This is a genomic window from Arthrobacter sp. StoSoilB5 (assembly GCF_019977235.1).
Taxonomy (GTDB): Bacteria; Actinomycetota; Actinomycetes; order Actinomycetales; family Micrococcaceae; genus Arthrobacter.
The window spans coordinates 2,630,319-2,656,028 of sequence record NZ_AP024646.1; the positions used below are offsets into that span (position 1 = coordinate 2,630,319).

Consider the following 25,710-nt stretch of genomic DNA (forward strand, 5'->3'; position numbering starts at 1 on the left):
ACGGATTGTGGGGCGCGGCCGTCAGGCTTTGGCCGCACCTGTCATGATGGCGACGGCGTCGGTCATGGTGTGGGATTGCGGGGTGATGGTGGCCGCGCATTTGCCCAGGCGTTGGATGTGGATGCGGTCTGCGACGTCGAACACGTGGGGCATGTTGTGGCTGATCAGGATGACAGGCAGGCCGCGATCACGAAGGTCCCGGACCAGCTGCAGTACCTGGTTCGATTCACGAACGCCCAGTGCAGCTGTCGGTTCGTCAAGGACAACCACCTTGGATCCGAATGCCGCGGCGCGGGCGACGGCGACGGCTTGGCGCTGGCCGCCGGAAAGGTTCTCCACCGGTACGGTGACGTCCTGAAGGGTGGAGATGCCCAGCCGGGTCAGCTCTTCCTTGGCCTTCTTGCGCATGCCTTTGGTGTCGAGGATCCGGAACAGGCTCCCCAGGGGCCCGGGGAGACGCTCTTCACGGCCGAGGAACAGGTTGGACGCGACATCGAGTGCCGGTGAGACGGCCAGGTTTTGGTAAACCGTTTCGATGCCGTGGACCCGGGCGTCCTGTGGCCGTTTGAAGTGCACCTGCTGGCCGGAGACGTAGAGTTCTCCTGTGTCGGGAACTTCGGCGCCGGTGAGGCATTTGATGAGCGTGGACTTACCGGCACCGTTATCGCCGATGATGGCCAGGACTTCGCCGGGGTAGAGGTCAAGGTTGACGCCGTCGAGGCCAACCACCCGGCCGAAGGTCTTCACGAGGTTCCTGGCTTTAAGGATGGGCTCGCGGGTCTCTGTCTGTGAGGCTGCAAATTCAGTCATGGTCATGACTTGACCTTTCGGATCCACTGATCGACGGACACGGCAATGATGATCAGGATGCCCACCGCGAGGGTCTGGTAGAGGACGTCCAGGCCGGCCAGGGAGAGTCCGTTGCGGAAGACACCGACGATCAGCGCTCCGAGCAAGGAACCCCAGATGGAGCCGCGGCCACCGAAGAGGCTGGTTCCGCCGATCACGACGGCGGTGATGGAGTCCAGGTTCAGGTCGACGCCGGCGTTGGGGCTTGCGGCGTTGGTGCGGCCGATCTGGATCCATGCGCCAACGGCAAGGACTGCACCTGCGGCAAGGTAGACACTCATCAGGACGCGGTTGACGGGAATGCCGGCCAGGCGGGCCGCTTCCTTGTCATCGCCCACGGCGTAGACGTGCCGTCCCCAGGCGGTCTTGCCGAGGATGAAGGCGACGGCGATGTAGAGCAGGAGCATCATCACGACGCCGGTGGAGATGCGGACCGGGCCGATCGGGAAGGTGCTTCCCAGCCAGGTGAGCACGCCGGGCATGGCGGACCCGCGGACGGTGCTGCCGCCGGAGTAGAGCAGGGTCAGGGCGATGAAGATGTTCAGGGTTCCGAGCGTGACGATGAACGGTGGTAGCCGGAAACGTGTCACGAGGAAACCGTTCAGTGCACCTGACGCAAGTCCCACGATCAAACCGGCGATGAGTGCCAGCGGGCCGGGGACACCACTGCCGACAGCCATCTGGGCGATCACCATCGAGGACAGGATCATGACTGCGCCGACGGAGAGGTCGATGCCGGCGGTCAGGATGATGAGGGTTTGGGCAATGGCCAGGGTTCCGACGACGGCGACCTGCTGGGTGATCAGGGAGAGGTTCTCCACCCGCAGGAAGCGGTCGTTGAGGAGTCCGAAGACCACCACGGCGATCAGCAGGACAATGGCCGGGCTGAGGGCGGGGTAGCGGTGGAGAACGTTGCGGATTCTGCTGAGGGGTGTTTGGCGGTCGAGGAATTCCTCGGCCAGGTCAGCGTGCCCGGCGCTCGGGGGGCCGGCGGTTTGTTGCTGGGTCACTTTAGGTTGCTCCTGAACTTACTTGCCCCAGCAGATCTGGGACGCCTCAGTGGTGGTGATGCTCTTCACGCCGTCGACGGGCTTGTCCGTGACGAGCTCGACACCGGTGTTGAAGAAGTCCAGGCCCTCGGAGTTGGCAGGCTTCTTGCCGGTCTTTGCGAGGTCAACGATGGCCTTGACTCCAAGCTCGGCCATCTTCACCGGGTACTGCTGTGCGGTGGCGCCGATCACGCCGGACTTGACGTTGTTCACGCCTGAGCAGCCGCCATCAACGGAGACGATCAGGGCGTCTTTTTCCTTGCCTGCGGATTTCAGTGCTTCGAAGGCACCGGCAGCGGCAGGCTCGTTGATCGTGTAGACGACGTTGATGTTGGGGTTCTTGGCCAGCAGGGTTTCCATGGCGGTACGTCCGCCGTCTTCGGCGCCTTGGGAGGCCTGGCTGCCGACGATTTCGTACTCGCCGCCCTTGCCGCCGGTGTACTTGCCGGTCTTGGCTTCGTCGCCGTTCTTCTTCTTATCGGCAGTGTCGATGCCCAGTCCAGTCAGGAAGCCCTGGTCACGGTTATAGTCAACGGACACAACCTTGTCATCGAAGAGGTCCACGAGTGCGATCACAGCCTTCTTGCCCGCCAGCTGCTGGGCGGTCCACTTGCCGATCAGCTCACCGGCGGCAAAGTTGTCCGTGGCAAACGTGATGTCAGCGGCATCGGCGGGGTCCGGCGGGGTATCCAGGGCGATCACGAACAAGCCGGCGTCCTTGGCCTTCTTCAAGGCATCCACTACCGACGGACCGTTGGGCGTGATGAGAATTCCCTTGTCGCCCTTGGAGATCGCGTTTTCAATGGCCTGGATCTGGGTGTCTTCGTCGCCGTCGGCCTTGCCTGCGGCAAGCTTGAGATCAACGCCGTCCGCCGCGGCAGCCTTCTTGGCGCCATCCTGCATCGACACAAAGAACGGGTTGGACGTGGTCTTCACGATCAGCGAAACGCCGATCTTTTCATTGGTGTTTCCGCTGGACGAGGGCGTGGAACCGCCGCCGCATGCTGTGAGGCTTAGTGCGCCCAGGGTCAGGACTGCACCAGCGGCAAGAAGGCGGGTCTTGGCCGATTTGGAACTCAACATTGAAACTCCTGTTTTTTGTGGCTGCTCATGGCGAGTGATTCCCCCATGACAACGTTGTCAGGTAACATGTAACCAATCTCACACGGTGCAGTCAAGTGTTAATTGAAGTTGAGGAGTAGTTCGTTGACAACGATGTCTAATCGTTACCAACCCGATTCTGTGCGCAAGCCCCCCACGATGAAAAATGTCGCTGATCTTGCCGGGGTGGGCATCAAGACGGTCTCAAGAGTGGTGAACGACGAACCCGGCGTTTCGGAGGAAACACGGCAAAAGGTCCTCCGGGCAACGGAGCAGCTGCAGTACCACCTGGACATCACGGCGGGGAGCCTGAAGCGTTCCGGCCGCAAGACGCAATCCATAGGATTGTTGCTTCCGAGTGTGTCCAACCCCTTCAGCGGCGAGATTCACCGCGCGATGGAAGACGCTTTGGCTGTGCGGGGAATCGCCGTCTTCGCTTCAAGCCTGGATGACGATCCGGACCGCGAAAGGAAGCTGATTTCGGCTTTCCTGGGGCGCCGGGTTGATGGACTTGTGCTGACCACGATCGCCAAGAGCCAGGCGTACATGATCCCGGAACACTCACGGGACATGCCCTTGGTGTTCATCGACCGCGAGCCCGTGGGGATCGAGGCCGATGCGGTAGTCACGGACAACGAGGTGGGCGCCGCGGCGGCAGCCGCGCATCTCATCAAGCATGGCCACACCAAACTGGCCTACCTTGGGGACCGGACCGATATCCAGACTGCCGTGAAACGGCGCACAGGTTTCCTGGACGAGATCGGCAGGTCCGGCATCGCGACCTCCACGGTTGCGGTCCGCGAGAATCTCCACGACGAGGAAACTGCTCTCAGGGCTGCACGCGAACTGCTCACTTCGGAGAACCCACCGACGGCGATCTTCTCCAGTCAGAACCTGGTGACATTCGGTGCCATGCGGGCGCTGAAATCCCTCGGGTTGCACCATAAAGTTGCCTTGGTCGGATTTGACGACTTCACCCTGGCCGACATGATGGAGCCCGGAGTCACCGTGATTGCCCAGCACCCTGAACGGATCGGAAAGCTCGCTGCCGAGAGGATCCTTGCAAGGATCGACGGTGACAACCGCGCACCGCAAACCTATATCGTCCCAACAGAACTCATCCCCAGGGGCTCCGGCGAGATACTGCCGCCGAACTAACCAAAAGCAATCCCACTCAACCGACCAAAGGACCGGACATGACCAAAACCTTGTACGCAGAATTCACCGTCAAGGAAGGCAGCGAAACCAGAGTCGCTGAAATGATGGCAGAACTCACCGGGCACGTCCGCAACGAACCCGGCAACGTCACTTTCCTGCCCTACACCCGCGAAACCAATCCACGGGAATATTTCGTGTTCGAGGTCTACCGCGACGAGGAAGCCTTCCAGGAACACATCAGCGCGGAATACGGCCAAAAGTTCAACACCGAACTTGCCCAACACATCGAAGGCGACGGATCCGTCCTCACCTGGCTAAGACCACTGATCTAGCCCCATGCAGCCCTCCCCAGTCGCGACACGTGCAACGGCTAAATCGGGCATCCTTCAAACGAGACACACTCGGCACACTCTTGCGCGCACCTCGAGGGGTAGCCACAGTTCCCCAATGCGGTACAGAAACGCGAAAAGGACGGCGGCCGGCGTAAGCCGGCCGCCGTCCTTGCCTTCGAGCCTTGATGGTTCGGCGCCGACGGACAGGCTGCACGAGCGCATCACTGGGACGGTGCCAACATTGGCATCGCCAGCTTGCCCGGGTGTTTCCTGCGTAGCCGATCGTGGGCTGCTGTGGGTCCCCGGACTGCATGCAGCCAGGGGCCCACAGGAGCTTACTTCTTTCCGGGAAGGAACATGGACTGTTCCATCGGCGTCACGGTCAACGACTTCAACTGCGCTGTTCCACCTTCCGCGAAGAGCGCCATCTTGTCCGCTCCGGCGTTCGGGAACACTTGGTCGGTGATGGTCCGCAGGCCGTCGGCGGTGAACACCTCTACTGATGAGTGGTCGAGGTAGATCCGCAGGGTGATGTTGCCCTTATTGTCCAGGGTGACAGGGGCGTCATCCACGGAAGCGAATGCCGGGTGGAAAGTGGTGTTCCCGGACTTTGTGCGGTCAACGAAGATCTTTCCGGTTGTGGCGTCGTAGCCGATGATGGTGGAGGAGTTGCCGTCGCCCAGTACGGTGATGCCGGACTTCTTCGCGGTGCCGGGGGCGAAGGTGATGTCCAAGCGCTGGACCTGGCCCGAAGTCGTCGCCGGCAGCGACGTTGTTCCGGCCGCGACAGCGCCGCCCTTCTTATCGGCGTAGCTGGGCTTTTGCGCGAGGTCGTCCACTTGCTTAACTGCACTTTGGGTAAGGCGTGGTCCGTAGGGTGTCTGGGTCAGCTGCACCTCCCGGGGCAGTGACATGGCGCTGCGCCAGGGGCTGGTTGGGATGTTGTTGGCGTAGTCCCAGTTATTCATCCAACCCAGCATGACCCGCTTGTTGTCGGGCATGTTGGAGAAGGAAACGGCCGCGTAGTAGTCGCGTCCGTAGTCCAGCCAGTCATAGGACTCCAGCCGGGACTGCGCTGCTGTGGAGCTTGCAGTGAACTCGTCCGCGAGTATATGCCCCCAGCCGAACCTGTTGTTATCGACAACCTTGATTTGTGCCTGCTGGCCAACGAATTCCTTGACACTCCACGATGCCCAATCCAGGGTTTCGCTGTCGTTGCCGGTGGCCGTGCGGACCACCTGTCCGTTGACTACCAAGTTCACCGTTTCTTCGTCAGACCTGGGAACGGCGGCGGTGTCGGTGAGCATGACGTGGTCAAGGGTCAGGTGTCCCCACCCGCCGGTAGCTTGGTCAACGACCCGCAGCTGTGCATTCTGTCCCGCGTATTCCGAAACGTCCCAGCCTTTCCAGTTCAGCACCCCGGCGTTATCGCCCGCCAAGGAGCGGACCACGTTGCCGTTGACGAGTAGTTGGACGGCCAATGTCTGACCGGAGTCCGCCGAGCGGTTGCCGCCTCCGACCAGCATGCTCATGAAGTTCTTCGTGATGGGGAACTCGGGGGATGTCAGGGTACCCTGACGGTCATCACCGGGTACGGTGCCGGTTTCGAACGTGTTGATTCGTTTGGCGCCAAGGTAAAAGTCCCCACCGCTAGTGGCCGGCTGGAAATTGGGGGTCAGGTCTCCTGTCCCGGTCCAGCCGGCATCGGCCAGCGTTGTACCTTCGGGTACCTCGAAGCCGTCAAACTTCAGCTCTCCTACGGGCGGGGTATTGTCCAATTTGTCGGAGACGCGGGGGTGCTTGCCGCCGCCGATAAGGAAGTTCAGGTAGTCCTCGGTCACGGTGAAGGTTGGTGACTGCATGGAACCCAGAGGCCAGTCGCCGTCGTTAAATGAGTTGATCAGTCCTGAGCCGCCGAATCCGGTCACCGGGCTCTGACCGGGCAGGGAACCGGCCGCGGGAGCGTCGCCGAAAGGGCCATTCTTCCAGTTGCCCGGCTCGTTGTTTACTGTCCAGCCGTTGTAGGTGCCGTCGTTGAAGCCGGCCAGGACAGTGCCAGCCGGTGCCGCTGTGGCTGGTTCGGTGGTTTCGGAGGTGAACGTGGTGCCGTCGAAGTTACCCACGAAATACTGGCCGCCCGAGCCTCCCGCGACCCCGCCGGGGTTGATGTTCACGACCATGACCCACTTGATGTTGTTCTTATCCCCATCCACCGCTAGCGGGAACAAATCGGGGCATTCCCACTGGCCGCCGGTCGCGTTCGCGGGCCCGAATTCGCTCAAGGCAGTCCAGTCCTTGAGGTTGCCGGACTTGTAGAGGACAACCTTGTGATCTTGCGATTCGACTGCGGTCATGACCCAATAGCCACCGCCGGACGGGCTGTCATACCAGAAGACCTTCGGGTCGCGGAAATTGGCTGAATTGCGATTCAGCACAGGATTGCCGGAGTACTTGGTCCAAGTCTGGCCATCATCCAGGCTGTAGGCCAGAGACTGGGCCTGCAGGCCGCGATGCGGGGAGGCTTCCTTGTAGGCGCTGGTGTAGATGGCCACCAGCGGGGGATTTTCCTTCGTCCCGAATCCCGTGGTGTTGTCCTTGTCAACCACGATGCTGCCGGAGAACACATCCTCCTGCGCATCGGTGGACAGGGCCAGGGGCTGCTCCTGCCAGTGAACCAGGTCCTTCGACGTCGCATGGCCCCACGACATATTCCCCCACGTGTTGCCGGAGGGGTTGTGCTGGTAGAACAAGTGATAGACACCCTTGTGGAAAACCATCCCGTTGGGATCGTTCATCCAGTTTTTCTCTGGCGTGTAGTGGTAGGCAGGTCGATATTGCTCACTTCCCACCTCTGGTGCCGCAGAGGCTGGCGCCACACCGGCCATGACGCCCGAAAGCGTCAGTCCCGCCAATGTCAACGCAGACGTCGCTGCCCGCATCCTACTGATCTTGAATTTAGTCATTGTTCTTCTTGCTCGCCCTTCATTGAGCGTGCCCATCCCCACGTAGACAACGTTGTCAGTGCCTGTAAGCTACGACAAGTCCAGCGGACAAGTCAACGGTTTCTTATGCCCTGAAGGGTCCATCGATCGAATTTCGAGCACTCAGACATCGTTGTCACCTCGAATACCCCAGCCGCAAGCCCGGGCGCGCAACGAACTTAGTTAGGCAGACCCTATGCGAGCCAACTGGGGTTGTTGACGGATACGAAGTAACGCGGGTAATGTCAGTCACATGTTCGGCCAGTAACGCGCGTTACTGCTGGTTACCCTGACCGAGCAGCCAGATCAGGGAAAAGCCCGCAGCATTCAAGATTCCGCCGTCGAAATCGTCGCCAGCGGTAAGCCGCTCATGGCACGCGTCATCCGGCCCTGGGCGGGGAGTAGGTAAGGCCGGTCACCGCCAAAGTTACGGTGTGTCTCCTCTCGTTCTACGCATGGACGGCTGCCGGGGTCCTTGGGACTACCCGGGGCCTGTTGCCCTGACACACGGCCTCGTTGGACAGATCATCAGAACCCACTTGTGTGGCAGCACCGATGCTGCCCGGAAAGAAGCTGAAACTCATGGAAGCATTACCATCGGTCTCGCGTCGTGTACTACTCACCGGAGGCAGTGCGGTTGCGTTCGCCGGCTCGATTGCGCTGTCAGGACAGGCCGGGCCCGCCGCGGCAGCCACGCCAATGACCCAAGCCACTGCAACGGGCGGCTCACTCTCGAAGGGAACATCCCGGATGCGCCCGGTCTATCACTTCAGTGTGCCCGACAACTGGAAGAACGACCCCCAACGACCCATCTACCTTGACGGGGAGTACCACTACTACTACTTGTACAACGCCGACTACATCAGTGGCGGCGGCGGCACGTCCTGGCGCCGTGCCACCACTACTGATCACGTCGCGTTCCGGGACCGGGGTGTGGCGATACCGAAGTTCAGCAACGACAACGGTGACTGTTGGTCCGGATGCCTGGTGGTTGATGAGGGAAATACTGCGGGCTACGGGGCGGATTCGGTCATTGCTCTTGTCACCCAGGCGCCGGAAGGCCGACAAGCGCAGTACCTCTGGTACTCCACGGACAGGGGGCGCTCCTTTGAGCCCGGAGGTGTGGTGCCGGTACTGCCCAACCCGGGGGTGCATGATTTCCGCGATCCCAAGGTGATGTGGGATGAGGACTGTGGCCGGTGGTTCATGGCCAATGCGGAGGGGCAAAAGCTGGGCTTCTACGCTTCCCCGGACCTGCGGTCCTGGAAGCGTGTTGGCGAGTTTTTTCGCAGCGACTTGGGGCTTCTGGAGTGCCCTGACGTCTTTCGGATGACTGCCGACGACGGCACCTCGCATTGGGTCTTGGGCACCAGCGCGAACGGGAAGGGCCGCGGACTGCCCGCGACGTATGCCTACTGGACTGGAGCTTTTGACGGCAGTTCCTTCACGCCCGACCGTTCCGAGCCGGAATGGCTCGATTACGGCTTCGATTTCTATGGCGCAGTGACCTACCCACATCACGATGCATCGGGTGCGGTGGACCCAACCCTCCGGCGGGCGATCGGGTGGGCAAATTTCTGGGACTATCCCCACAACACGCCAACACTGGCAACTGACGGTTACAACGGTGACGACATGATCGTGCGCGATGTCCAGCTCAAGCGTGGAAACGATGCCTATTACCTCGCCTCCGCCCCCACGTCTGCGCTGGGAAACCACGTGACGCGCACACACCGCCTGGGCGATGTGGCGGTAGCAGGTACAAAGGACCTTATTGTCCGCTCGAACGCCTACGATCTGACCTGCGAGCTCGTCTGGGACCCCGCCGCACCACCCGCCAATCTCGGTCTTGAGCTATGTCGCCCACCAGGAGGAGGCAGGCATGTCGCCGCCGGTGCCTACCTGCGTGGCCCATTCACCTACGTCAATCGCCGCCCCACCATCAACCCTACGGCGGGCGAAACCCAAACCCCGGTGGACCCCTCAACCGGGCGACTCACGCTACGCATCCTGGTGGATTGCACCAGCGTCGAGATGTTTGTCGGAGATGGGCGCGTGGTGCACTCACACCGGGTGTTCCCCCTTGAAGGAGACAATGGCATCCGCCTCTACGCCCAGGATGGGGCGGCCACGTTTCGGGCGCTGACCATTCGTGAGCTCAAGGTCACGCCATAGCGTGCGCTCCAACTTTCACCTGCTTCAGCCAGTACGGTGCACCGCCGTATAACCACGTCGGTCTCCGGCCCGCTCGATTGGTCCGCGGGCTGCCGGTCGAGGCGTGCCGGACCGGTCCGCCGTCGAAATTTTCGCCAACTGTCCGCCGCTCACGGCCCGCGTTTACAAGGCTTTGGGCCGTGAGCACGTGAGCCTCGCCTCCGAGGGTACCGTGAGGCTGCTCTCGTTCGGGTAAGCGAACTGGGACACCGGGTAATGGGGCGCTGCATCATCGGTGCCGAGCGGGGAGCCAGCCTGCGCTGTGCTGTACTGGCTCAGAGCCGCTTCCCATTCCTGGAAGCTGGCGAATGCGCCCGGCATCACGCTGACAGCGGCTCCCTCCGCTTCATGGTCACGGCTTCGGCTTCGGCTTCGGTGAATGGGGTCATACGAAGAATCCAGTGCAGGAGGCGCTGCCGCTCCCGGCACTGTGCGCAGGGGTTCACTCAGTAGTTGTTCACCAACCAAGGGTCGCAGCTGGCGGGGACGCCGGAATTATATCCGGCCATAAATGCCTTGGACCTCTGATCCGGGGTACCGTGGTGCCCTGGATCCTGGAAGTGGTAGTCACCGAGGAGCGTCAGCATCGGTATTTGCAGTGACTTGTCCATTCCAGATCTTTATTGCCATGATCTGGGAAATGACGATGGTGTCGTTGGCGTCGCAGTAGAAGGCATCATTGTCGTTTGTCATCCGGCCGTTAGGGTTCTCTGGGTCGGGGCAGGGGGTAAAGACGCTCTCATTGGTCCCTGGGAAGGTCACTTTTACATATGGCGCTTTATAGCCCGCGCCCAACCAGACTTTCGTCCAGTAACTGTCTACATCTGTCATGACCATGGTGATGAACGAGTACATGGTTGCCGGGGCGTTGCCCGCGGAGCGGAGCTGCTGTCCTTCCCGGGCAGCGGGCTGTTGTGGGAGCTTCGTCGTGGCCGGTGAGGTTGCAGGTGGAGAGCTTTTCGGCTGCGGGGTGACGGTTTTGGTTGAGGGCGTAACGGATGGGGTCGTTGGTGGCGGAGTTACGGACGGGGACACGGAAGATGTGGGAGTAGAACGCGAGGGGGCAGTGGGGCTTGGACCTCCTGCCTTGGGCGTTGACGAACACGCCGAGCAGAATAGGACGAAGACGAAGAACAGGCAGGACGCAATTCTGTTGGGTCTCATGGGGTCTCGTTCTCATGCAGTAAGTGCCGGATTCGAGGCGACCCCACCCAAGGTCGTCGGTGCAGACGGAACGTCTGTTGTGTGTCGTGGTGATTCTGAATGTACGCCTGTTACCTGCGGATTACATCAGCCTGGTCCTCTGAGCGTTCGCGTTGTCTGTGGCTTCGCGGAATTTTCGCGACATCGTGTATGTTGCAGTCGAAGATCCGAACGGAAGAGGGAGAAGCGAAGACTGTGGCAGCTGATTACGACGAGGTGCGGTCTGACGTCAAGGAATCCCAGGAGAGCTCGCTTGATGCCTTGAAGTCAGCCAACGCACCCGATGCACGCAGTGTTGTTCTGGAGCTCGACCAGGCTGATGGCCTGGACCAGGAAGGCCCTGGCGGCGAGATCATCGCCGAAGAATTGATCGTCCAGGTGATTCCGGCGGCAGCCGACGAGTTCACATGCTTCTCGTGTTTCCTGGTCCGGCACAGGTCCCAGATCGCACGCGAAAAAGACGGTCACGCATACTGCGTTGAGTGCGAGGGTTAGTACAACTAGACGTCGTCGCCCGGACCCGAAGCCTCACAGACCCCGCCGCCCGTGCCCACATCGAGCGTCGCACCGCAGAAGGCAGGAGCCCAAGGGAAGTCCGCCACTGCCTCAAACGCCTCATCGCCCGCCAGATTTCCGCCAACTCCAGACACTCATGGCTTGACTTATCACCATGGAGGGGTCGTCTAGAGCCGATATGCACACATGTGATGAGCACCTATGTAAGGTCAGCAACTAGCTGCATGGACAGTGACAAACAGCGAGTGCAGCCCCCCCTGCGGAGGGCGGACGCGCTGACGGTAGGGACCGAAGTCCGGGACAACCCGCTTGGCAGCCCCTGAGCTGTTGGCGCCTCCGAGCAACGAAGCTGAATTGATCTAGGCGAATAGGGGTTGCTCAAGTCCAGGCTCAAACTCGTCATGGTGTCCATGACAAGCCGTCAGAGCTCGAAACGGCCGGCGAAGTGTGGTGATCAGTCTGCGGAACCATGCGTACGGCACGCTAAGTACCTCGTCCTGCTTCTGCAAGGAATCTAAAGGCGCTCCACGGCCTCGAAACCAATCGGCAGTCCTGCCGGTGTCGGGCTGCGAACGACGGCTGACGCTGCTGTCCCGCTCGGAACACGGCCCGTCCGTCACAAGAAAGGCATGCCAATTCCTGGCGGGTTGCTCTCTGCTCTTCCGGAAGAAGCCCTGCAAATTCTGTTGCAGTCCATTCCGTGCCATCCAATTTGCTTTTTGCCATATACAAGGTGCCTCCTCGTGTATTGCTAACTGAAGTTCGAACGGCCATCAATAAGCTCCGCCGTCGGCCACCTCGCGAACGCTGGTATCCCGCGAGCCCGTGCCAGTCACCAGTCTGGGCGGGATAAGTTTTTTGGCACCTCATTGCGTGCCATCTTTGTTCTGGAGACGATTCGGCCGTCTGAAGGTCATAGGCCGCAGGTAGCCCCTGCGGCCCATGACCGGCCTTCAGGTCTGTTATTTCGAGCTGGGTCGTCCGGGGATATGGCTAAGAATGGACTTAGAGAAGCCGCCATCGACGCAGATATCTTGACCGGTGACGTAGCCGGATAGTGGGCTTACGAGAAATTCGATCACGTTGGCGATGTCCATCGGATCTCCTATTCTTGCGAGCGGGATAATTTCCTCCCGTGCCTTCTTGATTTTCGGATCTTCATACATTTTTTCGGTCATCCGAGTATGGGTCATGCCGGGGGAGACTACATTGACGCGGATGCCCTCGGGTGCCCATTCCAATGCCAGTGTCTGGGCCAACATTGTCAGCGCGGCCTTGCTTGGGCTGTAGGCGCCGGATCCCGCGTGTGGTTGTTGACCGGACATGGACGAGGTGAAGCAGGCGGCGCCGTGGCTGTCCTTCAGGTGCTGGTAGCTTGCTTTGGCGAGAAGCCATGGGCCGCGCAGGTTGACGGAGAACATTGCGTCCCAGTCTTCAAGGGAGACGTCGCATATAGGTCCCGGGTTGGCGATTCCGGCGTTGGCTACCAACGCGTCCAGGCCGCCGAATTCTGCAACTGCAGCTTTGACCAGCTGGCTCGGCACGTTGGGGTCGCCGAGATCACCTGCCAGTGCGATGGCGGTGCCTCCCATAGCCTGGATTGAACGAACGACCTGCTCTTGGCTGCTGTTTGATTCGTGTCCGCAGACTGCAATCATTGGCTGCTCCCCGCGCGCAAGGGCTGCCTCCGCGAGTCTCAGGGAGGCTGCTGCGCCGATTCCGCTGCTTCCGCCACTGACCAAAGCCCTCATTACACAAACTCCTTCTTCAGGTTGTTTCGCATTGAAAATTAGACCTCAACAATGCTGGTTTCTTCCATGCTTCGATAAATTCTTGGTGGAGCCTGGTTTTCGGCGTGAGGAGTTAGCTCTCCAGTTCCCATCCGTGGTTCTTGAGGTCCTGCATTGCTTTCGCAAATTCGTGGACCGGATTGTCCTCACGGATGATCTCCAGAACGACATTCCCGACGCCGCACGTGTCCTTGACGGCGTCGCCCAGCCCATTCCAGTTGATGACTCCCGTGCCGATGGGGTCGTGACCCCAAGTGTCCACGCCGGTGTCGGAAATGTGCACCAGTCCGATGGCCTGGTGATGCTCCCGCAGACTAGCGACGGGATCTTCTCCGATGAAAGCGGCGTTGGCGACGTCGTAGACGATCTTGACTGAATCGTCGTTGATCGTGCTGACCACACCTGCCAGATCCTGGATTGCGGGAGTGAAGCAGTACGGGGTGTTTTCGAAGAGCAACCGTGTGCCAGCCTGCTTCGCCACCGGGATAAGACTTTCCAGGCTTTCATACATCCATCCGTGGACGCTTTCGAGCGACGGCGAGATCATAGGACGGCGGGTGCCGGGGGAGATCACAACCTCGGGTACGTCCCAAGCGGCAGCCAAGTCGATGACCGACTTGATGTGATCAATACTTTTGCGGCGCATGCTGGCCCCGGGGCTGGCCAGGTTGATGTCATATCCGCCAGCGTTCAAGGACCGTATTTTCGCACCGTACTGGCTGAGCCTGTCTTGGATTGCCGTGCGTTCGGAGGTTGGTAGCTCATCCGGCCAGCAGTGCGGAGAACTGACTGGAACCTCGAACGTTTTGTAGCCGTTGTCGACAAGCTCGGCTATCGCATCGATCGCCGTCGCTGACCAAAGATATGAAAACGTATTGATAATCATGCTGTTCACGTAGGAGAAGTCCTCTCAATTCCGCGCCATGGAGAAAAGGCTTACCTTCATAACGCGCTATAAATCTTGAGCTGCAGCCGAGCTGCCGCAGCTCCGAGCCGACCGTCTATTTGGAGTGCCGGGAGACGTCGACCATCGACGTCGTGCCCGAAACCAACTTTTCGCCTTCGAGTACCTCAGGGTCTGCGAGTGCCACGGTGGAACGGTCACCGCGGTTGCCGGTCTCCGGCAGCGTGAAGTACACGACGAGGCACAATGCGACGACGACGATCATGTAGACAGCGACGAGCATCGGCTGGCCGGCTCCGACAAATGCGGCAGCGATCAGAGGTGCGGTTCCACCAAAGACGGCAATCACGATCTGATGCGCGAAGCCGATGCCTGATACCCGGACGGAGGCCGGGAACAGTTCGGCCTGGATGGTCGGATAGACCGACTGCCAGATGCCGAGAACTACCCACCCGGAGGCCGAGACCAGGACGTATACCCAGAAGCCCGGCTGGTTGAGGAGCAGGAGCAAGGGGTAGAAGAGAACGATCATGCCGATGGCGCCGATGATGGGGAAGATTTTGCGCCGGCCGAGTCGATCAGAGAGTGCGCCGCACGTCGGCACGATAATCACCAACAGGACTAGCCCGATAACGCTTCCGGCGAGTGTGGATGAGAGGTCCCGGCCGCTGGTGAGTTTGGCGTACGTGGGGAGGAAGGTGGCCCAGGTGTAGTAGGCCACGGCCGGCGCCGAGAGTGCAGCTGCCTGAAGCAGGGCCTTCGGGTGTTCGCGAAGCAGGTCCATCAGGCGCGCCGCAGCGGACTTCTGGTCGACAAGGGCTTCTGCTTCGAATTCGGGGGTTTCTTCAGCCCGGGCCCTCAGGATCAGGCCGACAATGCCGAGGAAGCCGCCAATAACGAAGGGGATGCGCCATCCCCATGCAGCGAGTTCGGCGGTGGAGAACGATGACGTCACCATAGCTGCGGCGCCCGTAGCTGCCAGGGTTGCGAGGCCACTTGCCATGTTGGTGAAGGAACCGAATAAACCCCTCCGGTGCGCTGGGGCGTGTTCGACCATGAACGCGATGGCACTTTGGCCCTCGCTGCCGGCTGAAATGCCCTGGATGACGCGGGCAACCAGGAAGAGGACGGGTGCCGCATAGCCGATGCTCGCGAATGATGGCGTGAGGCCGATGATGAGTGAGCCGAGCGCCATCCCGGAGACGGATAGTGTCAGGATGAGCCGCCGTCCAAAACGATCAGCCAGTGGCGAGATGATAATGCCGCTAAGAGGCCGTACAACAAACCCAACGGCATATGTCAGGAGTGCGGCGATCAGGGATGCGAACGCGGAGTCGCTGGGAAATATCTGCGACGAGAATACCGCTGCGAGCAGCCCATAGATGTACCAGTCGTACCACTCAACGAAGTGGCCGATTGTACCTGCAACCATGTTCAGGGTGCGGCGCGGATGTTTGGACGTTTCGGGACGCCCCGAAGTGTCGGGACTGCCGACTGCTTCTTTTGAGGTCTTCATTGAACTCTCCATGTTTTCACGTTTAGCGCGGTGGTTATAGTGCTGGATCTGGGCACCTGGTGTGCGGGGCAGGGCCGCCTGTAAATGCGTCCGACCGGATGACGAAATGCCAGGGGAGGCGGCCGGTGCGGGGCGGGCGGCGCTGCTTGCTAATAAGAAGAAAGCTTTCACAAACCTCCAGGCTCCGAATGAGATCGGTTGCTGAGATCGGTTGCATTCAACGATACGGATGGAATGTGATCTTTGTCAATGTGCAGTAGAGACGCTTCGTCCCATGCCAACGCCACTCACGGCCCGTCGCGAGGCTGCATCAATCGAGGGAAAGCGGTGCCTCGTTGTCGAAGTCCTGAAACTGCACGCCGGACCAGGTGCATTCCAGACGGCCGTAGGTGGCCCAGTAGTCATCCCAGTGTGCGAGTTTCCAGTTGTCGCGCTCTAAAGCACGCCGGATGAGTCGCGAACGCAGGACGTCTTGCGGCACCCGGACTCGAATCACGGTGATCTCGGGAGAGGGCCAGTGGAAGTCATTTACCGCACGGGTCAGGTAGTCCGGATCGTCAAAATAGGCACCGAAGGGGGCATCGAGAACCACGGAGCGGCCGAGGCGCAGGTTTACTCCTGCCACATCCATGAGGGTCTCGTACTCAAGGGGCAGCAGATTGGCACGATAGTAATCGTTTGACTCGCGGTCGGTTGGGTCATGCCCCGTGGCGGTCAGTGCGAATTCGACGAAGCGGCCGCTCACCCGGTCCTTGTCAAGGTAAGCCGCTTGATGCTTCTCAGCCGTTTGTTGAGCGATGGTTGTTTTCCCTGAGCCGGCTGGTCCAATGACGATGAAGACCTGGGGAGACATTATCCGCGGGCCTCTGCTACTGCTGCGAGGAAGGCTCGGGCTGCTTCGGTGACGCGGGTGAAGTCCCCGTCAGGCTGCCATGCCTTGGTAACGTAGCTGCCCACGCCGACACCTGCCACGCCTGCGGCGAACCACTCGCCAACATTTTCCAGTGTGACGCCACCTGCGGGCATGATCGGCAGGTGCGCCAGAGGTGCCAGCACTGCCTTCGCATAGGCCACCCCGCCGGCCTCGGTGGGGAAGAGCTTGAGGATGTCAGCACCTGCCTCGGCGGACTCAACGAATTCCGTGGGTGTGAAGGCTCCGCTGATGGTTGGCACCTGATAGCGGTTCGCGGTCCGGATCATCGCGGGGTTCAACTGGGGGCTGACGAGGAACTCGGCGCCAGCGCGGATGCACTCGTACGCGGAGTGCTCGTCAAGAACCGTTCCTGCACCGACCGCCACGCCGCGGGGTCCATGTTTTGCGGCCAGGCGCCGGATCACCTCAACGGCCCCGGGTATCGACAGGGTGATCTCCAATGCCCGGAAGCCCCCCTCGATGGCAGCCTCCGCGACCTTCTCGGCAACCTCGGCGCTCTCAAGCCGCACGATAAGGACAGCCCCGGACTCATCGATGGTCTGCAGGGTACGAAGTTTTTTATTCATGATGGCCTCTCTCTGGCCGGGTGGCTCTTTTGCTCCAGCCAACCCCGGCTCTATTGATGTTTCGTTGACAAACTCTCCCACCATCCATAGTGTTATTGCAACCGATCTCAGCAACCGATCTCATACAAGGGGGTATTGCGGTTGACTAAAGTACGAACAATCATTCTTGGTGCTTCCCATTGGCATGTTCCACTCTGCGCACAGGCCATGGCCGAAGAACACGACATGATCGCAGTAGGCGACGATGATGTCTCCCGTGTGCAGGTGCAGAAACTGGCAAACGGCTGGGGAGCGCCGGTTGAAGCTGACTGGCAGAAACTGCTGGATTTGCCCGACGTCGGACTCGCCTATGTGTTTGGTCCCCACGAGGGTATGGCAGAAAAGTGCATGGCCCTGATCGAGCGGGGTATTCCTTTCGTAGTGGAAAAGCCATTGGGCACCTCCCTTGGAGAGCTAGCCACCGTGCGCCAAGCCGCCGAAGCAGCAGGCGTACCGGCCACTGTGCCCTTGGTGCAGCGTGGCGGCCCGACGGACCAATGGCTCGCCAAGGCAGGCCGGCCAAGTTATCAACGGTCCTCGTTCATTGCTGGTCCGCCATCCCGGTACCTCCACAATGCCAATCCCTGGATGCTCGATCCTTCCAGGGCTGGGGGAGGCTGCCTGGCCAACCTAGCCCCACATTTTGTTGACCTGTTTCTAAGGGGCACCGGCGAATCAGAGCTGCAGGTGCAATCCCGGCTCTCAACAGTCCTTCACGGCCAAGATATTGAGGATCACGCGAGCCTTATCCTCACCACGCCCGAGGGCCGCGAAACCATCGTGGAAGTCGGCTACGCATTCCCGGGCTCGCCACTGAAGCGGTACTGCAGCTTCACATCGGTCGGCGAAGCGGGATTCGCCGCCGTTGATTCCGACGGCACAGCTACTTTCACGTCAACGGACGGCACCACGGAAGTCGACAAGATCAATGTCGATAGCGACCCACTCTACGATCCGTTTGTCCGAAGTGTCGCCCGGACGCTGGAAGATGGATTCCAGGGCCTGACAACGCTGGCCCAGCTCGAAGATGTCATGCGCCCCATTTGGCGGGCCTATGACGATCAGCACGGAGGAAGAGAACATGCCTGACTTGAGTATCGACGTCGTCGCAAAAGCCGCTGGTGTCCATCGGTCAACGGTCTCCCGGGCGTTCTCGCGCCCTGAGGCTGTGAAAAGTGAAACGCGCGAGCATATCCTTCGGGTCGCCGAGGGACTTGGCTACACCATGAGTCCGTTGGCGCAGGCGCTCCGTCGAAAGACCAGCACCATCATCCCTCTGATCGTCCCTGACATTACGAACCCGTTCTTCGCGGAACTTGCCAAGACGATGACACAAGCAGCTGACGAGCGCGGCTACCAGCTCATGCTTTGCGTCACCAACGGCGACCCTGCCAAATCCGACGGATACTTCACGGCCATGCAGGCGATGTATGCCCCGTTCGGGATTGTGGCACCCTCCACAAAGGTGGACACCGAGGCGCTGAAGCGTTTCGCCTTCGGCCACAAGGTGGTGGTGATTGACCGCGTGGAAGGCGACGACTCCGTTCCAACGGTTACCGTCGACAGCCGCAAAGGAATCATGCTGGCGTTGGATCATCTGCATTCCCTGGGGCATACGTCGATCGGATACGTATCCGGTATCGCCGGGACACACACGGCCCAGGACCGGATGGACGCCTATCTGGAGCTCACCGCCCAAAGCGGAAGCACTCCTGTAGTGCTCGACAGCGGGTCAGACCTTGATGCGGGCACGCGCGGTGCGGAGCATTTCCTGGAAATGGACAACCCGCCAACAGCTATCATCGCGGCCAACGACATGGTGGCTTTTGCCGTGATCTCGGCACTGGGCAGCAGCGGCCTACGGGTGCCGGACGACGTCTCGGTGGTCGGCTTCGATGGTCTGGCTCTCGGTGCCCGCTTCAACCCACCACTGACAACGGTCCGCCAGCCCATCGCTGACATGGGACACATCGCCATCGAACTGGCCGAAAAACAGAATCTGGACGGGTCGGTGGACCATATCGTCCTCGAACCTGAGCTTCTGGTCCGTGGCTCCACTTCCGGGCCGCGCAAATGAGCGGCGCGCAGGAGCAGAGGCTCCGGCCTCTGCCGGGCCTCCAGCACACGGACCACGTCGGCTTGACAGTTCCAAACCTCGAAGAAGGCATTCGCTTCTTCGTCGACGTCCTCGGAGCTGAAGAGCTATACCGCTCCGAACGCGGGCCAGACGAAGAATTCATGCCCACGAACTTCGAAGTCCCTGCAGATGCCAAGCTCACACTTGCCATGCTGCGCCTGCCACCGAATCTCAATATCGAACTTTTCGAGTGGAGCAGCGCTGAGCGGCGGGAGACACCACCGAGGCATTGCGACGCTGGAGGGCACCATCTGTGCTTCGTCGTGGACGACGTCGATGACGCCATCGCCGTGCTGAAGGAAACGCCTGGGGTTCGTGTGCTCGGTGAACGCAAGGAAGTCGCTGGCGATAGCCCGCGCGTAGCCGGCAACCGTTGGACCTATTTCATAACCCCCTGGGGCCTGCTGATGGAGATCGTGGATCGATCCCGCGTCCCGGCCCCGCCCCGGCTGGTCGGTCCCTCGGACTGGACAGCATCTCCAAACACTTCAGAAAGGACATAGAACAATGCGGCTAGCGGGTCACACACTTGGCACCCCGAACCACACGGTTCCCCAAGCACTGAGTCTCTTCCAGGCAGCAGGGCTCGAAGCGGCAGAAGTCATCTACCAGGACGACTACAAGTCCGGCTTGCCCTTAGGGGACCGGCACTCCGCGATGGAAGCACTCAAAGCGGCCGAAGGCGAAGGCATACCCATCGTGGGCCTGACGCCCTACACCACCGCCATCAACTCACTGGACGATGCCGAATGGCGCAAAGCCGTCGACGAATTCCGTGGAGCCATAGATACCGCACAACTGCTCGGCGCTGACCGGGTCCGTGTCTATGCCGGTTCCTGGCACCCCGGAGACACCGACCACGCTGCGCGGTGGGGGCAGTTGCGCAAAGCCTTGGAGACCCTGGCACCCGAAGCCCATCAAGCTGGCGTCCGCCTTTGCGTGGAGAACCACTTCGGCACGATGACCCAGACCGCAGCGGACACCGCGGCACTCGTCCGGGAAATTGCCCAGCCGTCCGTCCGCGTGCTCTACGACCAGGCCAACCTGACCTTCACACACGACGAAACCTACGAAGAAGCCTTCGCTGTCCAAGGTGACCTGATCGGCCACGTCCACGTCAAGGACCTTGTCTTCACCGACCCGACGGCGACCTTCCGAGCCTCGGAGACGGCCAGGGTCAACGCCTCAGAGCGTGCAGTCCGGTCACGTGTGGTCGGAAGCGGCGTTGTACCGTGGTCCCCGATTCTCGCCGCACTGCTGAAGCACGGCTACGACGATGTACTGAGCATCGAACTCGAATACCGCTGGCACCCGCAAGATCTCCCCACCCCCGAGGATGGATTCCGGGAATCCGTCGCAGTCCTGCGCTCAATGCTCACTGATTTGGCCCAAGTAAGGAACGCCTGATGAACACCAATCGCCTCCGTGTCGGAGTTATCGGCGCCGGCAACATCGCCACCATCGCGCAACTGCCCACCCTCGTCCAACGGGACGACGTCGAGTTGGCTGCCCTGGTTTCCCGGCGCGAAGATCCGAGCAGCCTGGTCCGCCGCTGGGGCTTCAACGCCGCCTACAAGACAGTGGAGGAGATGCTGGCCGCGCAGGAACTGGATGCCGTCTTCGTACTCACCCCGCGTTCAGAGCACGCGCACGCCGTCGAGCTTTGCCTCAAACACGACGTGGACGTGTTCTGCGAGAAACCGCTTGCCCCAGCGACAGATGAGGCAGAACATCTGGCAGACCTCGCCGACGAGCGGGGACGGATACTCATGGTTGACTTCAACCGGCGCTATGCACCCGTCTACACGGCCGGCCGGGAGGCTTTTGGCGACAAAGGCGCCACCTTCTGCGTTGCCCAGAAGAACCGCCCTGGCTCCGAATACCGTGCAACGTTCGAGAACGCCATCCACATGGTCGATCTCCTGCGCTGGTACTGCGGGGGCGAACCTGAGCACGTGGCCGCCCACGCTGCTGGTGAAGATCCTTGGGAAGAAGACGGAATCGCAGCGACCGTCCGCTTCAGCACCGGTAACACCGGCGTCCTGGTGGCAGCCCGAACAGCGGGAGCATGGAACGAGAAACTGGACGCCTACGGTGACGGGAAGACCGTCGAAGTCAGGGCGCCCGAGTCAGTTTCCACCACCATCAACGGCGTCACCACTTCACGGGAACTAAGCGCCGAAGCGTACGGCTGGGCTACTGCGACAGACACCCTCGGATTCTCAGCCGCAGTTCACCACTTTCTGGACCGGGTGGTCGACAGGGCCCAGCCGCTGACTTCAGGCCGCGAAGCTGTTCGCACCCAGCGCCTGCTGGACCAGATCCTCGCCGCGGCTGGTCTGCCCACAGAGGAGCAAGCCGGGCGCGAATGGGCGAGCCACGCAGTCAACGCAAGCTGAATCTTTACTCACGTAAGGAGGTGTCACCATCGCTCTCCTTCGTGCGCGTAGGGATGCACCAAAAGTCTTCGGAGCGGGGAAGCGGCCACTTCGTGGGCGTTTCACCGCGCTTGCAGGCATCCTGCTGGTTGCCTTTAGCGCTCGGGAAGCGGTTTCGGCGGCGTCTCCGCTCCTGGGTCGAATAGGCACGGACCTTCCCTTTGACGCCCTGACCACAGGAATTCTCGGAATGCTGCCGACCGCCAGCTTCGCAGTGGTGGGCTTCCTTGCGCTGCCGCTCCTGCGGCGCCTCCAGCTGGAACACCTCCTGGTGATCGCGATCCTGCTAACAACATTGGGTCAGCTAGGCCGCGCAGTGGGATGGAATGTCCTGGCATTCTTGGCGTTCACCTGTGTCGCCATGCTCGGGATTGGTCTGGTCAATGTCGTGGCTCCACCTCTCCTGGCAAAGTACTTTCCAGACAGAATCGGGCTTCTCGCAGCGATCCACGTCACACTCCTGGGTGTCAGCACGGCAGTGGCCGCCCAATTCGCCATTCCCTTGGAGGCTCTTTATGGCTGGCGGTTCTCCATCGGTATTTGGGCTGCCCTCAGCGCGTTGGCTGCGGTCCCGTGGCTGATTCTTCTTGTGGCCAGACGGACCGTTGCCCGCTCCGGGAACCATGCAGCGGAGGGTATGCAGTTGCCTTCTGCGAACGGGGTCAGACCGTGGCGATCAGCAATCGGCTGGGGCACGGCATTGGTTTTTGCTGGTTGTTCCAGCAATACTTTTGCGGCGCTCACTTGGCTCCCGGCTGTCCTCGTTGACAGAGGAATGAGCCAGGAAACTGCCGGATCCATGCTGGCGCTCTATTCAATTCTTGCTCTGCCGGTCGCTCTGATTGTGCCCATGGTTGTTGTAAGAATGTCCCGGCCACTACCTGTTGCCGTCCTGTTTGTCGTAGCTTTCGCCTTAGGCTACGGCGGAATCATGTTGGCGCCGCCAGCTTCGGCAGCGTTCTGGGTCATCACTGCCGGACTGGGCCAGGGCGCCTATTCCTTTGCATTCATCATGATCAATAAGCGAACACGAACGCAGTCCGGTTCAGGAAGTCTGTCCGCGTTTTCCCAAGGAACCGGCTATGCCCTCGCAAGCGTCGGCCCGTTCCTTTTCGCGCTCCTGCACACTCCCGGGGATGGATGGCTGCCCTCGTTCGGCATGCTCGGTGTCTGGCTCCTGGTGCTTGTGGCAGGGGCCATCATGGTCAACAAGCCACGCATGCTTGAAGACCAAGGTCGGTTCCAGGCAGGGACCAAACAAAACAACTTCCTTGACACCCCTTCTTGAAGACACCACAGTTTGGTGCCGCCGTTCCAAGCAACCGATTCATTGATTTCCGAATCAACTCAAAGGAGAGATTTACATGAGCACCGCTTATGACCCTAGGCCTGATCTTTGCGCGTCCGACATCATGACGACGGCGACACAGCCCCCGCGCGTAGCCGTGGTGGGCGCGGCCGGGTGGGCAGGATCCCGTCATGCCCGAGCTTTCGCCCAGGTGGGCGCCAACGTCACCCACCTTGTGGAGAAGGACAAACGGGCGGTCCCATTGGCTGACGAGCTGGGCGCGCAGGTGGTGCCCAGCATCCAGGACCTTCATTCTGATCAACTGGACTTGGTCGTCGTAGCGTTACCCACCACTCTGCAACCGGAGATCTGTGCAGATCTGCTGAACAGGGGATTCCGGGTGCTGACGGAAAAGCCCGTGGCGGCAGATACAGCAGGTGCCGCCGTCGTGTCCGCCGCTACAGGAGTGAACCAACGACTCATGGTGGGGTATACACTCCATCAGCATCCCGCCGTCGAACTCCTCTCCCAGTGGATCCGAGACAACGACGTGATCGCTGTCAACGTTCGATCGGTCGCCCACAAGGAGACCATCGACTCATGGCGCGCTGATCCGAGTGAGGGCGGCGTTGCGGTGGTAAACGGCATTCATGCCATCGAACTGGTCTCTTCGTGGTTCGAGGGTGACCCAAAAGTCCTGGCCACAAGCGTCAGCAGCAGCCTGTACGGGTCTCCGGTACCGGAACACGTCGTTTCCACCCTCGAATTCCCGTCTGGCGTGGTGTTCACTCTGCAGAGTTACTGGTCTCCCTGGCAGGAACCCCAAGGGCTCAACCAGGGGGATTGGAGCCTCACCATGGATGTTCTGGCCACTGGCGGCCGTATGTTGTGGTCAAACGATTCCCTTCACGTGTGGAACCGTGACGGCGGACAACAGGAGAAAAACTTCGAGCCCTCGGACCTCTTCCTGCGCCAGGCAGCAGCAGCCGTGAGGTTCTGCGGGGGTGAGGCGCCTGCCGTTACATTTGCCCAGGCGCTCCGCGCCACGGAAATCGCCGACGCCGTCCAGGCAGCCTCGGCCTCCGGCGCTCGGGAGGTGCCAGCCCCCTAAGCATCAATGAAACCGAACAAAGGTCGACCCGCCGAACCGAGCATTATCGAGTAAGGAAAATGAACATGAAACCAGCACCTCACACTCCGACCGCGGGAGCACTGCGCTCGAGCTGCACCCAGAACGGAGAGAACCGATGAGCCTCAAAGACCAAGTGGTCCTGGTAACCGGATCAAGCGGAGGGATCGGTGACGCCGCAGTCACCGCACTCATAGCCGCCGGAGCCATCGTCATCGGCGCCGATCGTTCCCCCAAGGAGGGCCAGTCCTTGGAAGCGTTTTACCCCCTCGACATCACCTCAGAACAACAATGCGCCACGGTCATACAGGACATCCAAGCCCAACACGGCCGTGTTGATGTCCTCATCCATGCAGCAGGAGTGCTTGGCCCCACCCCGGACATCATGGAAACAACCACCGAAGAGTTCGACTCCATCCTGAGGATCAACGCCACCGCGACCTTCACCATGGTCCGGGAGACCGCAAAATCCATGCTTGAGACCGGCACAGCCGGCGCCATCGTGGTCCTGTCCTCAGTTGCGGCCAAAGAATCACGCCTCAACTACCTGCCCTACAACGCGAGCAAGCTCGCCGTCCTCCACATCATGTGGTCCTTTGCCGAACTGCTCGGACCCAACGGAATCTCCGTGAACGCGATCGCACCAGGACCGGTGAACACACCCATGTGGGCACAATTTGCCCGGGATGCTGGTCCGGACGCAGCAGCCAACCGAGCGAAGAGGGCGGCGGAACTGCCGATGCGCCGGTTCGCCGAACCCGATGAAGTTGCCCGGGCCATCCTGTTCCTTTCAGATCCCGACAACCGCTACATCACGGGAGTGTCCTTGGATGTGGCCGGCGGGGCGCATCTGGGCATAGGAACCTGAAACACCCGACAGCGCTTGTCCATTGGCGGGCCGTGCCTGTGTGCCCTTGACTCACCCAGAGCAACATCAACGCCATAGGGCTGCTCTCATCCTGGAAAGGCAATTGAGCAATCAGAGACGGGTCCCTGACCTACGAAGGAGACATTTAATGCGACATCACCACACTGCCCTGCACGTCACGGATATGGAGCGGAGCGAGCGATTCTATGTGGATGGCCTCGGACTGGCGCGTTTGGATGCCTGGACGTCGGGACCATATATCGGAGAACTTTACGGCCGTCCCGACGTGACCGTCAGAGCCATGCTTCTCGCTACCCGCGACGGATCCTTTCGGCTGGAACTAGCACATGCTGAGCCGCTACTGCCAGCAGTCGATCCATCAGAGGCGCAACCGGGCACGGCTCATCTTGCCTTTACAGATATTGACGTGCGGCAGGTTTACACCAGGATGACAGCGCTTGGTTACAGCGCGGTATCCGAACCCGTTGCCCCGACCTCGGGCCCCATTGCCGGCGGGTGGTTGGTTTACCTCCTCGATCCTGACGGAAATCGGGTGGAGCTGATTCAGCCGCCAGACTGGCGCCCAAGCCAGGACACGTAAGGCGCTCGCTGGCTGAATGACGCGCCCGGCCCCGCCACCCCCGACTGCTTTAGGGGTGCAAGAGCTCCGCTCAATGTTGCGCAAAAGCAGGCCCCGT

At 60.7% G+C, this 25,710-nt stretch carries 23 protein-coding genes; 13 read left to right on the top strand and 10 right to left on the bottom strand.

The window, feature by feature from the left end; genetic code table 11:
* Positions 1-21: 21 nt before the first annotated feature.
* From LDN75_RS11825 to LDN75_RS11835, 3 genes are read right to left on the bottom strand one after another with little or no spacing between them, the layout of a single operon-like run.
* Entirely contained in the window at positions 22-816 is a 795-nt protein-coding gene (locus tag LDN75_RS11825) for an ATP-binding cassette domain-containing protein (RefSeq protein WP_223935674.1), read from the bottom strand.
* Positions 813-1,859, bottom strand: a complete 1,047-nt coding sequence (locus LDN75_RS11830; protein WP_223935675.1) for an ABC transporter permease — start codon at positions 1,857-1,859, stop codon at positions 813-815. The genes LDN75_RS11825 and LDN75_RS11830 overlap by 4 nt, the downstream gene beginning before the upstream one ends.
* A gap of 18 nt (positions 1,860-1,877) precedes the next feature.
* The gene (locus LDN75_RS11835) at positions 1,878-2,981 is read right to left on the bottom strand and encodes a substrate-binding domain-containing protein (protein WP_223935676.1); all 1,104 of its coding nucleotides are present in this window, start codon (positions 2,979-2,981) and stop codon (positions 1,878-1,880) included.
* A 177-nt stretch (positions 2,982-3,158) separates the two neighbouring features.
* Here LDN75_RS11835 and LDN75_RS11840 point away from each other — a divergent pair, with 177 nt between their 5' ends.
* The gene (locus LDN75_RS11840; RefSeq protein ID WP_223937433.1) at positions 3,159-4,157 is read left to right on the top strand and encodes a LacI family DNA-binding transcriptional regulator; all 999 of its coding nucleotides are present in this window, start codon (positions 3,159-3,161) and stop codon (positions 4,155-4,157) included.
* Positions 4,158-4,195: 38 nt separating this feature from the next.
* Entirely contained in the window at positions 4,196-4,489 is a 294-nt protein-coding gene (locus tag LDN75_RS11845) for a putative quinol monooxygenase (RefSeq protein ID WP_223937434.1), read from the top strand.
* 335 nt (positions 4,490-4,824) lie between these two features.
* On the opposite strand, the gene LDN75_RS11850 is transcribed toward LDN75_RS11845, so the two are convergent.
* Positions 4,825-7,452 (bottom strand): GH32 C-terminal domain-containing protein, encoded by a 2,628-nt coding sequence (locus tag LDN75_RS11850; protein ID WP_223937435.1) that lies wholly within the window; start codon positions 7,450-7,452, stop codon positions 4,825-4,827.
* 768 nt (positions 7,453-8,220) lie between these two features.
* Between LDN75_RS11850 and LDN75_RS11855 the strand changes: the two genes are divergently transcribed.
* Entirely contained in the window at positions 8,221-9,645 is a 1,425-nt protein-coding gene (locus tag LDN75_RS11855; RefSeq protein WP_346347178.1) for a glycoside hydrolase family 32 protein, read from the top strand.
* 485 nt (positions 9,646-10,130) lie between these two features.
* Here LDN75_RS11855 and LDN75_RS11860 read toward each other — a convergent pair whose 3' ends face one another.
* The gene (locus tag LDN75_RS11860) at positions 10,131-10,295 is read right to left on the bottom strand and encodes a hypothetical protein (RefSeq protein ID WP_223937437.1); all 165 of its coding nucleotides are present in this window, start codon (positions 10,293-10,295) and stop codon (positions 10,131-10,133) included.
* A 787-nt stretch (positions 10,296-11,082) separates the two neighbouring features.
* Between LDN75_RS11860 and LDN75_RS11865 the strand changes: the two genes are divergently transcribed.
* Positions 11,083-11,382, top strand: a complete 300-nt coding sequence (locus LDN75_RS11865; RefSeq protein ID WP_223937438.1) for a DUF4193 domain-containing protein — start codon at positions 11,083-11,085, stop codon at positions 11,380-11,382.
* Positions 11,383-12,365: 983 nt separating this feature from the next.
* Here the strand turns inward: LDN75_RS11865 and LDN75_RS11875 are convergent.
* The 5 genes from LDN75_RS11875 to eda all read right to left on the bottom strand — a co-directional run bounded on the left by LDN75_RS11875 (position 12,366) and on the right by eda (position 17,113).
* Positions 12,366-13,154 carry an SDR family oxidoreductase gene (locus tag LDN75_RS11875; protein WP_223937440.1) on the bottom strand — a complete coding sequence of 263 codons (789 nt, stop codon included), beginning with the start codon at positions 13,152-13,154 and terminating at the stop codon, positions 12,366-12,368.
* 112 nt (positions 13,155-13,266) lie between these two features.
* Complete coding sequence (locus LDN75_RS11880) at positions 13,267-14,079, bottom strand: sugar phosphate isomerase/epimerase family protein (RefSeq protein ID WP_223937568.1); 813 nt, start codon at positions 14,077-14,079, stop codon at positions 13,267-13,269.
* Between the two features lie 115 nt (positions 14,080-14,194).
* Complete coding sequence (locus tag LDN75_RS11885) at positions 14,195-15,613, bottom strand: MFS transporter (RefSeq protein ID WP_223937441.1); 1,419 nt, start codon at positions 15,611-15,613, stop codon at positions 14,195-14,197.
* Positions 15,614-15,923: 310 nt separating this feature from the next.
* Complete coding sequence (locus tag LDN75_RS11890) at positions 15,924-16,466, bottom strand: ATP-binding protein (protein ID WP_223937442.1); 543 nt, start codon at positions 16,464-16,466, stop codon at positions 15,924-15,926.
* Positions 16,466-17,113, bottom strand: a complete 648-nt coding sequence (gene eda / locus LDN75_RS11895) for a bifunctional 4-hydroxy-2-oxoglutarate aldolase/2-dehydro-3-deoxy-phosphogluconate aldolase (protein ID WP_223937443.1) — start codon at positions 17,111-17,113, stop codon at positions 16,466-16,468. The genes LDN75_RS11890 and eda overlap by 1 nt, the downstream gene beginning before the upstream one ends.
* Before the next feature lie 225 nt (positions 17,114-17,338).
* Between eda and LDN75_RS11900 the strand changes: the two genes are divergently transcribed.
* The 9 genes from LDN75_RS11900 to LDN75_RS11940 all read left to right on the top strand — a co-directional run bounded on the left by LDN75_RS11900 (position 17,339) and on the right by LDN75_RS11940 (position 25,613).
* On the top strand, positions 17,339-18,241 hold the full coding sequence (locus LDN75_RS11900; protein WP_223937444.1) for a Gfo/Idh/MocA family oxidoreductase: 903 nt from the start codon (positions 17,339-17,341) through the stop codon (positions 18,239-18,241).
* On the top strand, positions 18,234-19,229 hold the full coding sequence (locus LDN75_RS11905) for a LacI family DNA-binding transcriptional regulator (RefSeq protein WP_223937445.1): 996 nt from the start codon (positions 18,234-18,236) through the stop codon (positions 19,227-19,229). The genes LDN75_RS11900 and LDN75_RS11905 overlap by 8 nt, the downstream gene beginning before the upstream one ends.
* A complete protein-coding gene (locus LDN75_RS11910; RefSeq protein WP_223937446.1) occupies positions 19,226-19,792 on the top strand; it encodes a VOC family protein in 567 nt (188 codons plus the stop codon). Before LDN75_RS11905 ends, LDN75_RS11910 begins: the two co-directional genes overlap by 4 nt.
* Before the next feature lie 4 nt (positions 19,793-19,796).
* The gene (locus tag LDN75_RS11915; RefSeq protein ID WP_223932512.1) at positions 19,797-20,696 is read left to right on the top strand and encodes a sugar phosphate isomerase/epimerase family protein; all 900 of its coding nucleotides are present in this window, start codon (positions 19,797-19,799) and stop codon (positions 20,694-20,696) included.
* Positions 20,696-21,688, top strand: a complete 993-nt coding sequence (locus LDN75_RS11920) for a Gfo/Idh/MocA family oxidoreductase (protein ID WP_223932513.1) — start codon at positions 20,696-20,698, stop codon at positions 21,686-21,688. Before LDN75_RS11915 ends, LDN75_RS11920 begins: the two co-directional genes overlap by 1 nt.
* A 124-nt stretch (positions 21,689-21,812) precedes the next feature.
* Complete coding sequence (locus LDN75_RS11925) at positions 21,813-23,015, top strand: MFS transporter (RefSeq protein ID WP_223937569.1); 1,203 nt, start codon at positions 21,813-21,815, stop codon at positions 23,013-23,015.
* Between the two features lie 76 nt (positions 23,016-23,091).
* Positions 23,092-24,126, top strand: coding sequence for a Gfo/Idh/MocA family oxidoreductase (locus tag LDN75_RS11930; protein ID WP_223932514.1), 1,035 nt, complete (start codon positions 23,092-23,094; stop codon positions 24,124-24,126).
* 136 nt (positions 24,127-24,262) lie between these two features.
* Positions 24,263-25,012 carry an SDR family NAD(P)-dependent oxidoreductase gene (locus tag LDN75_RS11935; protein WP_223932515.1) on the top strand — a complete coding sequence of 250 codons (750 nt, stop codon included), beginning with the start codon at positions 24,263-24,265 and terminating at the stop codon, positions 25,010-25,012.
* A 148-nt stretch (positions 25,013-25,160) separates the two neighbouring features.
* Positions 25,161-25,613 (top strand): VOC family protein, encoded by a 453-nt coding sequence (locus LDN75_RS11940; RefSeq protein WP_223932516.1) that lies wholly within the window; start codon positions 25,161-25,163, stop codon positions 25,611-25,613.
* Positions 25,614-25,710 lie beyond the last annotated feature (97 nt).